Origin of the sequence: Amycolatopsis sp., from assembly GCF_035276945.1 — a bacterium.
Lineage (GTDB): Bacteria > Actinomycetota > Actinomycetes > Mycobacteriales > Pseudonocardiaceae > Amycolatopsis_E.
The window spans coordinates 1-13,070 of the sequence record NZ_DATELF010000057.1; the positions used below are offsets into that span (position 1 = coordinate 1).

Consider the following 13,070-nt stretch of genomic DNA (forward strand, 5'->3'; position numbering starts at 1 on the left):
ACGACATGGTCGTCGATCAGCACGTAAAGTGCGGTCAGGAGGGTGTCGAGATCTTTCGTCACAGTTTGATCTTGAACACCCTCCTCCCCGCCGACCACACCGGCCCCCTTCACATGATCTTCACGGAATCAATCATCTAGACCCTCGAAAGCGGCAGGTCGGCGAGTTACAGGGGATTCACTTACGTCGGCTGGCCTGGTCGTGCCACGTTGGGTGGCTCACCAGAACCCGAGAGTCAGCGCCCTTCCGCAGGGGAGCTCACGCCTTCCTGGACCGGTGGTGCCGGAGCATACCAGGGTCGATGCCGCCTGGCACTGAAAGACGTCGTGCGGTTCCCTCCTGGCATGCCCCTTCGCGATCAGGGTCTTGAACTCGGCCCGGGGCCGATAGCCACCGGCCTTGCCGATTACAACGCGGCCGTTCTCAAGCTTTCCAAGTGGCCGCAGGAAGCACGGACGCGTCGAACGGGAGCGGTAGCAGGTCGGTGATAGTGACATCGAGCACCTTATCCAGGACTAGATTCGAGCACAGCACCCGGACGTCGGCCGCCGCTCCGCCCGTCGTGTCATAGATGCGCTGCCTGCATCCGCCGCAAGGCGTGATCGGAATCGTGGGTCCCACCGCGTTGGGGTCTCCGCCCACCACCGCGATGGTCGTTAGGTCGCGGCTTCCGGCGGAGAACGCGGCCAGCAGCGCCGCCGGCTCCGCACAGACGCTTAACGGCAGGGCCGAGGACTCGAGGAACGTCCCGATGAAGGTCCGTCCCGCGCGGTCCCGCACCGCCGCGCCAACCAGGAACCCGGACACGGGATTGAACGCGTTGTAGGCAACGTCACGAGCCGCGTGCAGCAGTTTCAGGTCGTCGGGCGTCAAGTCGTCCGGCTTCTTGTACGGCACAAGTGTCACCCGTCACTCCCTAGAAGAAGATCGCGACAGTTCTGTCGCCATGCCAAAAACCTGTTCTCCCAGCTGTATTCTTTAGCGAACTTCTCGTCAGCCGGAACACGGGATCGCTCGATCTCAACGCCTCCGATTTCGATGCCCCTTCCAGACTCCACCCGGCCGATGACGGAGAAAAGGCCACCAGCCGAATCGACGGCCCGGGCCACTTCCGCCGCACCAGCTTCCTCGACAACATACATGTTCTCCCAGTTGTACCCCGGCGAGAGCGCGAGCGCCTCCAACGGAAGCTCCAACGCGTCGGCCACGGGGGCCAGCCGAGAGTCGATGAGTCCCGCCAGTGCGGGCCGATCGACCGCTATCCGCACGTTCGAAGCGTGCGATAGGATACGCAAGCCGCCTCCGATGCCGTCAGACAGGTCGAGCCCCGCCCGCACGTGCCCGGTACCGATCGCTGCCCGCGACTCCGCACGCGGCAGATTGATCACGTGGTCAGCCTCAGCGCACAACTCGGTGAGGCTCGCAGGTACGGACAGTCGCAGCTCACGGATGATCGCGTTGGCCCATCTCATGCCCCACTGCCTGCCTGCCGTCGAGGTGACGCCGACCAGCATCCCGGCGGCGGCGCCGGTGCGACGAACCATGCACTCGGAGCGCACTTGGCCCATCGCGAAACCAACCATGTGGAAGGCCGGCCCCTCCTTGGTATCCCCGCCAATCAGCCGGGTATCGTACCGAGCAAGTTCGTTCTGCAAGCCGGTCGTCAGGCTCTTCAAGGCCTCGACCGTCGTATCTCGGGGTAAAGTCAGCGACACCAAGAAGCTCTCGGGATCCCCGCCCATGCAGATGATGTCGGACAGCGTCTGCGCCACGCACAGCCTCGCTCTGTTATAGCTTTCGACATTGGATGCCAGCTTGTCGATATTGAGCAGCAGCGCCTTGCCGCCACCCATATCGTAAACCGCACAGTCGTCGCCGACCGTGCGGGCGCCGTCGCCATTCAGCAACTCTTCTAGGAGCCCGTGAACCCGGTACTCACCCAGGTCCGTCACAAGCTGGGCACGATCGTCCTGGATAGCTCCCGCACCTACCACTGGATGACATCCCTCTCACTGTGTTTGATGGAATCACTCGGACTAGTATGACCGTGGCTGCTGCGACAGCAGCTTTCGGAACACTACGTCAGCGAACTCTTCCGGGGTGTGAGTATCGCTTCGAATGTAACCGATGGAGGGACTCAGGCCGGGCACCTCGACGTCGTCCACGAAGTAGGGCAGCAGAAAATCCCCTCGAGCGTCCTGCAACCGGGCTAGTATGGCCCGCCATTCTAGCCTTCCGCTCCACTTGGACTGGACGAAGTCCGCCGAAAGAATCGCCACCGCGTACCTGCACCGTCTGATGTAGGTGTCGTGAAGGTACAAGTTCAGGTCCGCGCCGAGTAACTCATGCTGGTAATCCTCATCATAGAAGACGGTCAGCCCAGCCTCGCGTAGTTTCTTTCTAATTCTGGCCGCGATGTCCCGCTGCTGTGAAGAGAACGAGATACCGACGTCGAAGCCATCTGTCACCCGCAGCGCAGCGGAAACGCTTTTGCGGGATTTCCATTCCTGATACGTCAGATTCGCGCTTTCCAGATCCCGGTGCAGCCGCTGGACGGCCAGCACTGCTTCAGCAGTTCGCCAGGTGCAGATGCTGGTGTCGGTCGGATTGTTCAGCCAGCCGCCCCGATTGGCGTCGAACCCGTCGAGCACCTCGCTCGCTAGTTGGACGTTGACCGGATCCAACACTGGCCAGAGATGCCGGGTCGCCAGGGTCATCAGGGAGCGGTCGATCGTGGTGTACCAGAGTGGCTGGTCCTCTCTGCCTAGCCAGACCGAGTCCATCCGCAGCTCCCCACCCCGCCAAATCCGGCCGTGCAGCTTCTCAACAGTGTTTGCTCCGGAGGGCGCACCCACCAAAGCGAGCTCGACCTCGCGAAGAACCTGCACCAGATGAGGCTCTGCGGCGGGCTGGCGCAGGTAGGATATCAGTCTACGGCGGGCGGCCTTGACGATCCGGCCTCCGAAAGAATCGTGTCTGCTAAGCGTACGTATCGACAGGGCTGCAGGCAGGCAAAAAAGCGGATGCGGGCGACCAGGGCGATCCGGCCGGAGGCCCCAGCCCCCGGAGTTGTCCTGTCTGTCGAAGAAGGAGGCGGCCAGGCGCTCGATGACTTCGCCCTCAACCAGGTGCGGCCGTTGCAGCATCGCCGCTAGGCACCACCCGTCGGACCAATTCGTCTCTACGGTGATCCGGTACCTGGCGGGTATGTCAATCGTTCCCTGGTCGTTCAGCAGGGAAGCCAGTTCGTGGAAGTACTCCTCGAGGTCCTCGTCCGCAATGCCGCGCAGAGCGCCGGCGACGTAAAGCAGAGTTCCCGCGGTCGCGGCGGACGGCTCCTTCCTGCCCATGTGCTGAGCTTCGAAGAGCACGTCGAGCTTCGCCTGTTCGAGCATCTCGAGCAGGACTTCGATTGGGTCCACACCCAGAAGTTCGGTGGCCGTCATGACGGGGACGGCCAGGTCCTGTCCTTGGCGGGGAACACAAGCTCTAACCCCAGGTCTGCGAGGACCTCAGCTTTCTCGCGGGCATACCGTTTAGCCCACTCCCCCGAGACCTCGATGCCCTTAAGGATCAGGTCGCCATAGGGCCCGCATTCCTCGGACAGGCCGAACTGTTGGACAAGATCCGCCGTCGGGTCGAGGTCCTGTCCCCCGATCGCTTCGATCTCCAGGAACCGTCCCAGTGTGGTTACGTCATCGAGCGCCAGCCGTGCCCCTGCCACGTCCACACTTCGCCTCGCCCGCTTGATCACCAGTCCCAGACGTAGTCCCATCAGCGACAACAGTTCCGCTGCGCCATGAACCGAATCGACGCCGACCTCCGCCTCGAGGTGCTCGGCCTCATTCGAGAGCTTTCCTTTGTACTGCATCCTGCAATCTCCCTCCTCAATGCGGAGCCGTACCACCCAGCCCACGGTGGTCATACTCGCCGGACCATCCGGGCCGAGCATGACGTCCCGCTGCTCGACGGGATGACTCCAACCGAACGCCGTCAATATCCGTCGGTAGACGTCGTCGGACAATCGAAAACGTCGTTCTCGCTCAATGTGCATTTTTCCGGTCACTGGTGTCGCGAGAGCGGCGGTGCCGCACTCTGATACTAATGTCGTCCCCACATGAGCCGCTCACGAGCGATAACGCGCGGTCGAGACTGGCCCCACACGCCTCGGTCGAACTGAAGTCCAGCGGGAGTCCGAGCGCGGAGTTTCCGAAACAGGGCCTGAGTTCTAGGCGCGGAGTGAGGCGTGCACTGCGATAGTAACGTGTTACCGATCGACAGGTTTCGGGACACCACGGTTTCACTATACGCACCCGCACAGAGTCTGCAGTCACCCAACTGCTGTCGTAGGCCGTTTCCGTCTTGAGTGAACAATTGAGGCTGGTGAGAGCTGAACGGTAGTCTCGATGCGCCCTGACTTGTTTCTCCGCCGTCAATACCTGACAGGGCAGAAGCAGCTTAAGCGAGCACCGGTACGTCTTGGCGAAGGCTAACAGCCGATCGATATGCTCGACATTCGGGACCATCGGCGAGTAACTGTTGATTGCCACCTCGGCGCGGATCCGACGGAGGGATTCGAGTGTTTCTACCACCTTTTCCAGATCGCCTCCGGTCAAGCTGCGGTAGACCTTAGGCGCCACGGACGGGACGTTTATACAAATCCTGGCACCCAGCGCCGCGCCGGATTCAAGCTCCGCGCGGTTTACTCCATTGGAGATGATCACCGTGTCGTAGCCGGAACTAACACTGAACCCGACGAAGTCGATCAAGTCGGGATGCAACGTGGGTTCTCCGCCGGAGAACTTGATCTGCCGCAAGCTTCTCGTGGATCCGGCGCGTAACAGCGTTCGTAGCTTTGCCGCGTCGAGATCGGATACCCGAGTCAGACCCTGTTGACCTTCGTTGTGACAGAACACGCACGACAGATTGCACTCCTCGGTCATCAGAATACGAATGGCAAGCAGGTCGGTTCCTGACTTTACCTTGCTCGACATCGGGTTGGCTCCAGTCTTGACTCGTCCGTCCGGCCACTAGTGTAGGGCGAACCCGGTTCGCGGATACAGGTTTCGGCCAAGACATGGAGTTCTTGTTGATGAGTTCGGCGAACTAGCGTCCCACCAGCTCAGCCATGAACTGCAGGTCGACGTGACGTGCAACTGCAATCGCGGATAGCGGATCGGACACTGTTTCACCTGCGGAGTCTTGTCGGTGGCGTACTTGTCGAGCACTAGCTAGGTGCAGGTCCAGACTTTCGGCTCCGCCTCGTCGATCAGTCTCCAAGACCGCAGGAATTCTGATAGCGATAGCGATGGCGCTGGCGGTGGTGCTGGGCGATCGCGGAGCCGATGGTGGTGGCGAACAGGCTGGTGGTGCCGTGGCGGAGCAGCCGTGGGTCATGCGCGCCAGTATGGCCTGATTGGCAGGATCGGGACGGTCCAGTCGATCGCCTGTATCTGGGATTCTCGTCCACCTCGAGCACCAACGCGTTCTCTGGCGCGGCCGGGTTGGGGCCGACCCCGTCACGGACCTTTGCGGCAAATTGGGGATCGGTCGACAGATACTCGAGGTCTCGATCGCGTGCGGTTTCAATCCGGACGGCCGCCGGATTCGTGAGATGGTCGACTTCGCCATGCCCCATTCGTCCGCGCCATTGCCCGGGTCGACGAGTGCAGCTCCTGTCGGCGGCTTCCAGCCTCTTCGTGACCACCTGCTCGACCTCGTCATCGGTAATCGACCGCGGCAGACTGGGCCGCGGTTCCGTCCGGAGCCCTCCAGTCGGTGCACCAGGAACCGGACCGCCAAGACCATGTCGCCAGACCCGCGTCCATGACCGCCCACGCGATCGCGCCGCCAACGCCTGCCGGTCTTCCGGCTACGACCCCAGGTCACCAGGAGTTGCCTTCCTCATCAGACTGCATCTGGAGTTCGAGCTTCGGGCTCGGCACATCGAGCGCGCCATGCTTCGATGGCTGCTCATCCGCCGGTACCACCCTGCCAACCGGTACTCACCCACCAGCTACTTACATGAGTATAGTGACGCGAGACACAAAGCAACAAACTTTGCCAGCCCTGTCAGCGTACGGCGACGCCACCCAGCCGCAAATCGGGCACCCCTGACGGAACCCGGCGCCAGCGCCCGATACAGCACCCCACCAGACCGGTTGCGCCGATCGGTGCCTGTGCCCCTCGCTGCGCGAATCCCAGCCCCGGGCCCAAAGATCGCCAAAGAACGCCCAGCCGGGTGAATGGTTATGGGGCAGTTTTGGTTGATCCCATATCAAACGGGGTCACCGGCTGCCTCAGTTTTGCCCCAGTTACTGGGCGGTAACTTAACAATAGTCCACAATGGACAAAACTCCGGTATACCTAAAAGACGCCCGACCTGCGGAAACCGCAGCGCCGGGGCGATCTTGAAAACTGTGGACCTTATTACCGCTTACTCGAGACGGCCGGACCCGGCAGACGCCCTGGTGGGCGGTGCAGCAGATCGAGCGAGCGCAAGACGGGGACAGTTCCGCCGATCACTCGGTTCAGTCGACCGCCCGAAGCGGTCAACCGCGTCGAGTTGTGGACCGGCTGAGCGCGGCCGAAATTCGTCTCCTGATTGATGCGTTCGAGCATGGCACCCCGAAGTGGAAGCTCGCCGAGCAGTACGGCATCTCCGAAAGCAGCATCAAGCGTCTGCTTCGCAAGCACTACGCCGAACAAGACTCGGTTGCACTCCGCCCATGACCCTCATCACTCCCGGCTCCGTCAGCCGTCTCCCTCCGTGACGGAGCCGGGGGCGAGGAGCACCACTCCTCCTCCCCCAGCTGCAGAGATTGAAGTGCTGGGGTCTTTTGGGCAAGCTTAATCATGTGCGGCGTGTCGACGTGATCTTCACGCCCGGTAGGTCTACACCAAGATCGTGAGGTACTCGGATGGTGGCGGCCTGACCGCGTCGGGACGGGCCCGCCGAGAACAGGTCCGCTTGCAGGCCGCAGCGATGTTTGACCACGGCAGCACGCCCCCACAGGTGGCCATGGGCTGGACCCCGCAGGTGCCCCGCGCACCGGGCGGTGGAGCGTGACGAGGACAAGATCACCGCGTGGCGCACCCTGACCTGGGCGAAGGTACGAGGCTAGCGGCGTCGACCGAAGCGTGGATCGTCTTTGAGGACGAGGCCGGGCAGAACCTGCGTCCGCCGAAGGCCCGCACCTGGTCAGGCGGCGGACACACACCCGTGGTCACGGTGTCAGGAAAGGGGTCGGGTCGGGTATCGATCGCCGGACTGACCTGCTACAAGCCCGGGCAACGGCGGCACCCGTTCTACCAGGTGCGCATCCACCGGGGCCGCAAAGGTGAGCGCCGCAGCTTCGCCGAGGCCGACTACGCCGCCGCGATCACCGCCGCCCACCAGCAGTTGCATGCCCTGATCATGTCAGGCGGCTGTGATACTTGAGTATGGTAACCCAATATTCTCAGTAAACGGGCCGCCGCTCACTTCGACACGCCGAGTGGGAACTATTTCAAAAAAAACCCCTGAATAACCCTGTACGTGGACGCCGGCAAGATCGACGGCGTGGTCGGCTTCCACGACCACAACATCGACCTGCAGGGCAAGGGCAAATCCACCGAGGCCGTCACACAACTGCTCCAGGTGCCCGGCGAGGTCGAACTGTGCCGGACCGACGTGGCCGATCAGATCAAGTCACCAGCCGACTGGAAGGGCCGCGGCCTCGGCGTCACCGACATCGGCTCCTCCACCGACTTCCTCACCCGTTACCTCGCCGTACGCAACGGCGTGCAGGTCGACCAGATCCGCGAAAGCGGCGTGCAGGCCGGCAATACCTTCATCGCCGCCATGCAGCACAAGAACATCGACTGCGGCATGACCACCGAACCCACCGTCTCCGCGCTGCTCAACTCCGGCCAGGCCAAGATCCTGCTCGACATGCGCACCGCCGACGGCGCCCGCGCCGCCCTCGGTGGCGTCTACCCGGCGTCCTCGCTCTACCTGTCCACCGACTACGCCACCAAACACGCCGACACCCTGCAAAAACTCGTCAACGCCTTCGTCAAAACCATGCACTGGATCAACGCCCATACCGCCGAGCAGATCGCCGACCAGATGCCGCCCGACTACTACAAGGGGTCGGCAAGCCCGCCTACATCGCCGCACTCCAGAGTGAAAAAGGCATCTACACCGCCGACGGACTGATCCCCGCCGACGGCCCCCAGACCGTGCTCAACGTCCTGTCCGCCGTCAACCCCGACGTCAAGGGCCACACCATCGACCTGTCCAAGACCTACACCAACGACTTCGCCACCAAGGCCAACGAAACCGACAAATAAGGGAGAAACAAGGCAGGGGCCGCGCATCGACCACCGGTACGCGGCCCCTGCGTTTCGCGGCGTCTTTGAGGCTTTGGCTGGTCGAAGGGCGCCTTCACAGCGATTGAGGGTCAAGGGAAGTCAAGGGGTGGCAGTGGCGTCCGGGGTGATGGGGTTACCGCGCCAGCGGGTGTTGGCGGGGACGGTTTCGGCGGCCATCACCAGGGAGCCTGCCGCCACGCTCGCGTAGTGGCCGACGCTGCTTGCGGGGAGTGTGATGCTGTGCGGGCCGAGGGTGGCGCCTTGGTCCAGCTGTACCCGGTTCAGGCGCATCACGCGGTCGTGGAACAGGTGGGTCTGGAGCACGCAGCCCCGGTTGACGGTGGCGTTCGCGCCAATGTGCACGAGGTCGGGTTCGGGGAGCCACTGGGTTTCGCACCACGTGCCGCGGCCGATGCGGGCGCCGAGGCTGCGGAGCCACCGGGTCAGTGCCGGGGTGCCGATCGCGCTGGGCACGAACCAGGGTTCGGCGAGTACTCCGACAAAGGTGGCGTACAGCTCGTTGCGCCAGACGAACCCGCTCCACAGGGGATGTTGAGCCGGGGTGATCCTGCGCATCAGCAGCCGTTTGGCGGCCGTGGTGATACCGGCGGCCAGCCAGCCGGCGAGGTAGAGCACCGGCCCGGCGAGCAGGGTGGCCGGCAACGGGCCGGCAACGTTCCACAGCAACAGGATCGCCTCGCTCACGGCGGCCACGAGTAGCCCACCGAGCAGCGGCGGCGCCAGCCGGGTCAGCTCGACCGCCGCGCGCATGGCCACGAGCCGCCGTGGCGGGTCGAACGTGCGGGCCGCCTCGCCGCCTTCCGGCACCCGGGGTAGCCGCAGAGCTGGACGGCCGAGCCAGGAGCTGCCAACTGGCACGTCGGCGGGGGTGGTGGACAGCACTCCGATCAGTGCCCCGTCGGTGACGGTCCGGCCGGGTCCGACGATGCCGGAGTTGCCGACGAAGGCGCGGTTCCCGACGGCGGCCACACCGAGCCGCAGCCAGCCGTCGCGCAGTTCGTAGGGCGCGGCGAGCACGTCGTCGGCGAGGAACGCGCCGTCGCCGACCCGCAGCAACGCTGGCAGCGAAACCACAGTGGACAGTTCGCTTCTTCGCCCGATCCGAGCCCCGAGCAGCCGCAACCACACCGGCGTGATCAGGCCGGCGTAGAGGGGAAACAGCGTGCGGCGGGCGTTGTCGACCAGCCGGTGGACCAGCCACGCCGACCATCCGGTCAGCCCGTGCACGGGGTGGATGCCTGGACGCAGCGTTCTGCCGGCCAGCCGCACCACGGCGGCCAGCAGCATGGCATAGCCGGCTAGTTCCAGCACCACCAGCAACGGCATCCAGCCGGCCAGGGCCAGCCACTCCGCGCGCAGGGTCGCGTCCCGAGGCAGCACCTGGAAGGCAAGCACCGCGGCGGGAACCGCGGCCAGCGCGAACAGCAGTCCGTTGATCGCCGAGCCCAGCCGGTAGGCCAGCCGCCAGCGCCCCGAGCGGGCCGCCGGGGTGGGCAGGTCGAAGCTGTCCGGATTGTCCACCGGCCCGGCCGGTGAGCCACCCCAGCACGCCCTGGCCGGAACTGTCGTGCCCACGCACGCACCGGGCAGAACCTGGGCGTCCGCGCCGATCCGAGTGCCGGGTAGCAGCACCGCGCGGCTACCGACGCGGGCCCGGGCACCGACGGCGATCTTGCCGATGTGCAGCCTGCCGCCGTCCAGCCACCAGCCAGCCAGGTCGGCCTCGGGTTCTACCGAGCACCCGGCGCCGAACTCGGCGAGCCCGGTGACCGGTGGCAGCGCGTGCAACTCGACATCCTTACCCACCCGGCAACCGATCAGCCGCGCGTAGGTGGCGGCCAATGGGGTGCCCACGATCGAGCCGAGCCCGGCCACCACGGCCAGCCGATCCACTGCCCACAACCGTAGGTGGGTGAGCCCGCCGCGCCGGTAGTGCCCCGGTCGCATCCGGCCGCGCAGTATCCGTATGCCGGCTGTGGTGATCAGCATCCGGCCGGGCGTGGTGAGCAGCAGCAGGCCGGCCGGGATGAGCACCCACCAGGGCAGCACCGGCAGCAGCGACTCGTCGGTGAACAACGACCACACCGTGCCGGCCAGCGCGAGAGCCAGCACCCAGCGCAGGCCGGGGACGGTCAGTAGACCGAGTTGGACGGCGGTCTGCACCCAGCCGGTCCACCACGGCGTGCGGACGGTCCCGCTCGGCTCGGCACGGGGGGCCGGTAATGTCCCGGCGTCGGGCCGGCGGCGTGAAGCGGGCACGTTGGTCACATGGGCGCGCAAAGCAGCGGGGGTCGGGTTGCGGTAGAAATCAGCCACCGAGATCTCGGGAAATCGCTCCCGCAGCAGAGACACCAGGCGTGCCGCGGCCACACTCGTGCCGCCGAGCGCGAAGAAGTCGTCGTCCGGTGCGGCCGGCACGCCCAGCAGGTCCTCCCATCGATCACACAGCCACCGCGTCGTCTCGTCGGTCATGGCCCGTGCTGCGGATTCGCCGGGTGGTTGCTGCGGTGGGGGCCAGGGCAGTGCGGCGCGGTCGACCTTGCCGGAGCGGGTGAGGGGGAACTCGGGCAGCGCGACCAGGCGGGGCACCAGTGCGGACGGCAGGTGCTCGCGCAAGCGGCCGGTGGCTGCGGCGTGGTCGAACTGGGCCGGATCCCCGCAGTTCGAGACCAGATAGGCGACCAGCACATCAAGCCCGCCAGTGGTGCGCCGAAGCACGGTGGTGGCCGCGGCGACCGACGGTAGCGCCAGCAGCGCGGCGTCGATCTCACCCAGTTCGATTCGCCGGCCACCGATTTTTACCTGGTTGTCGGCTCGGCCGACGAACTCCAGGCCCTCGGGGTTTGCCCGCACCAGGTCGCCGCTGCGGTAAGCGCGGCCCCAGCCCAGTGCGGGCAGGGAAACGAACTTCTCGGCCTCGCGCTCCGGGTCCAGGTAACGACCCAGGCCAACGCCGCCGATCAGCAGCTCGCCGACCTCACCCCAGCGCACCGGCTGCCCGGACGGCGCGACCACGGCCAGCGACCAGCCCTCCAGCGGTAGCCCGATGCGCACCGGCTCCCCGTCGTACAGCCGGGCGGCGCAGGCCACCACCGTGGTCTCGGTGGGGCCGTAGGTGTTCCACACTTCGCGGCCGTCGCGTGCGAAGCGCCGCACGACCTCCGGTGGGCAGGCCTCCCCACCCAGGATCAGCAGCCGCACCCGGTCCAGCATGCCCGCCGGCCACAGCGAGGCCAGGGTCGGCACCGTGGACACGACGGTGATCACCCGCTCTCGCAGCCACGGTCCCAGTTCGGCACCGGCCCGCACCAGCGAGCGCGGCGCCGGCACCAGACAGGCACCGTTCCGCCAGGCCAGCCACATCTCCTCACAGGAGGCGTCGAAGGCCACCGACAGCCCGGCCAGCACCCGGTCACCGGGCCCCAGCGGAGCGTCCGGCAGGAACAGCCGGGCCTCGGCGTCGACGAAGGCCGCCGCGCTGCGGTGGGTGATCGCCACTCCCTTCGGGGTGCCAGTGGACCCCGACGTGAAGATGATCCAGGCGTCATCGTCCAGGCCCGCCCGCCCGATCCGGCCGCCCGGCGGGCACTGCGGCCGCGGCACGATCTCGATCGGCTCGGCAGACTCGCCCCTCGCCGGGCGCGGCCGCAGCACCAGGCACACCCCGGCCTGCTCCCAGACCAGCTCGGCACGTTCGTCGGGATCGTCGGCGTCGACCGGCACATACGCAGCCCCAGCGGCCAGCACGGCAAGAATCGCCAGGTACAGCGGCGCGCAACCAGAGGGCAGCCGGACACCGACACGATCCCCGGCCCCGACGCCCTGCGCACGCAGCCGCCCGGCCAGCCGGACCACCTCGCGATCCAGTCGCGAATAAGTCCACACAATGGTGCCGTCATCGATCGCGGCCGCCTCCGGCCACGCCGATACCGAGTCCTTCAGCACATCAACCAGCGTTCGTGGCGGCGCGCCGGCGACCGTGCGACACACCGCCTGTTCACCAGCGGGCATGTGATCGACTTCGGGCGCGCGATATCCAGCGTTTCGAGCGGAAAGACTCATCGAAAAGACTCCAACTTCCGTGAGATCCCGGTGGAGCTGTTTTCTTCCGTCGAAGCCGACGCTAGCCGTATAACCTGTAATCAAGCTGTGCAATTTTGGGTGTCCAACCATCGGGTGAACTAACCCGAATTTACAAGGAGGCCAATTACCACCACTGGACTCCGTCAAGTTTGGGAAATGATTGCATAAGTCCGTTTTCGGTGTTGTTGCGAGACTGGCGAGGCCACTCATCGAGCGGGACGGCCGTGGAGATGATCCAGGGCTACGCCAAGTTCGCTGTGCGTAGCTGGCTGTCGCTCTAGGTAGCTAGCAGTGATAGTGCCCGATTCCGGTCCCGGCCGATCCACTCGGTGGTTTTCTTGATTGCGTTGAAGCCGTTCAGTCGAAGCAGCGAAGCGGCCGCATTTCGCAGTGTTGCCATGACTTGTGGCCCGCTTCCGGTATAGGCTTGGTGTGCGTCTTCATGCCAGGTGGTATCGCGCACGTAGTGACTTTTGTTGTCGGGTAGGACCGTCGCATTGCTGCGGCGGTCCCCCCTCAGAACCGTGCGTGCCACTCGTCGCGGCACACGGCTCAAGCAGCCCTCGTGGACGGTTTGGGCATCATGCGTTTACTGGTCGGGGTCGTGCGCC

General features: G+C 65.1%; 10 protein-coding genes. 3 read left to right on the forward strand and 7 right to left on the reverse strand.

Translation table 11 applies throughout. The annotated features are described in order from the left end of the window. Positions 1-423 precede the first annotated feature (423 nt). From VJT49_RS09370 to VJT49_RS09395, 6 genes are all read right to left on the reverse strand, one after another. Positions 424-906 carry a cytidine deaminase gene (locus VJT49_RS09370; RefSeq protein ID WP_324164346.1) on the reverse strand — a complete coding sequence of 161 codons (483 nt, stop codon included), beginning with the start codon at positions 904-906 and terminating at the stop codon, positions 424-426. Then, positions 903-1,952 carry a thiamine-phosphate kinase gene (locus VJT49_RS09375; protein ID WP_324164347.1) on the reverse strand — a complete coding sequence of 350 codons (1,050 nt, stop codon included), beginning with the start codon at positions 1,950-1,952 and terminating at the stop codon, positions 903-905. The genes VJT49_RS09370 and VJT49_RS09375 overlap by 4 nt, the downstream gene beginning before the upstream one ends. Positions 1,953-2,036: 84 nt before the next feature. Next, a complete protein-coding gene (locus VJT49_RS09380) occupies positions 2,037-3,446 on the reverse strand; it encodes a toll/interleukin-1 receptor domain-containing protein (RefSeq protein WP_324164348.1) in 1,410 nt (469 codons plus the stop codon). Next, positions 3,443-4,024 (reverse strand): CYTH domain-containing protein, encoded by a 582-nt coding sequence (locus VJT49_RS09385; protein ID WP_324164349.1) that lies wholly within the window; start codon positions 4,022-4,024, stop codon positions 3,443-3,445. The genes VJT49_RS09380 and VJT49_RS09385 overlap by 4 nt, the downstream gene beginning before the upstream one ends. A 19-nt stretch (positions 4,025-4,043) precedes the next feature. Further along, positions 4,044-4,994 (reverse strand): radical SAM protein, encoded by a 951-nt coding sequence (locus VJT49_RS09390; protein WP_324164350.1) that lies wholly within the window; start codon positions 4,992-4,994, stop codon positions 4,044-4,046. A 275-nt stretch (positions 4,995-5,269) separates the two neighbouring features. Continuing rightward, positions 5,270-5,638: a hypothetical protein gene (locus VJT49_RS09395; protein ID WP_324164351.1), complete on the reverse strand. Its 369-nt coding sequence runs from the start codon at positions 5,636-5,638 to the stop codon at positions 5,270-5,272. 839 nt (positions 5,639-6,477) lie between these two features. Between VJT49_RS09395 and VJT49_RS09400 the strand changes: the two genes are divergently transcribed. The 3 genes from VJT49_RS09400 to VJT49_RS09410 all read left to right on the forward strand — a co-directional run bounded on the left by VJT49_RS09400 (position 6,478) and on the right by VJT49_RS09410 (position 8,200). Further along, positions 6,478-6,732 carry a hypothetical protein gene (locus tag VJT49_RS09400; RefSeq protein ID WP_324164352.1) on the forward strand — a complete coding sequence of 85 codons (255 nt, stop codon included), beginning with the start codon at positions 6,478-6,480 and terminating at the stop codon, positions 6,730-6,732. Positions 6,733-7,087: 355 nt separating this feature from the next. Continuing rightward, positions 7,088-7,441, forward strand: coding sequence for a hypothetical protein (locus VJT49_RS09405; RefSeq protein WP_324164353.1), 354 nt, complete (start codon positions 7,088-7,090; stop codon positions 7,439-7,441). Positions 7,442-7,537: 96 nt separating this feature from the next. Next, complete coding sequence (locus VJT49_RS09410) at positions 7,538-8,200, forward strand: ABC transporter substrate-binding protein (protein WP_324164355.1); 663 nt, start codon at positions 7,538-7,540, stop codon at positions 8,198-8,200. Between the two features lie 254 nt (positions 8,201-8,454). Here the strand turns inward: VJT49_RS09410 and VJT49_RS09415 are convergent, their stop codons facing one another. Next, complete coding sequence (locus tag VJT49_RS09415) at positions 8,455-12,321, reverse strand: Pls/PosA family non-ribosomal peptide synthetase (protein ID WP_324164356.1); 3,867 nt, start codon at positions 12,319-12,321, stop codon at positions 8,455-8,457. Positions 12,322-13,070 lie beyond the last annotated feature (749 nt).

Excerpts from the sequence above, each read along its gene's own strand:
- VJT49_RS09380 (WP_324164348.1), bottom strand. The coding sequence starts at position 3,446 with ATGACGGCCACCGAACTTCTGGGTGTGGACCCAATCGAAGTCCTGCTC.
- VJT49_RS09390 (WP_324164350.1), bottom strand. The coding sequence starts at position 4,994 with ATGTCGAGCAAGGTAAAGTCAGGAACCGACCTGCTTGCCATTCGTATT.
- VJT49_RS09395 (WP_324164351.1), bottom strand. The coding sequence starts at position 5,638 with ATGGGGCATGGCGAAGTCGACCATCTCACGAATCCGGCGGCCGTCCGG.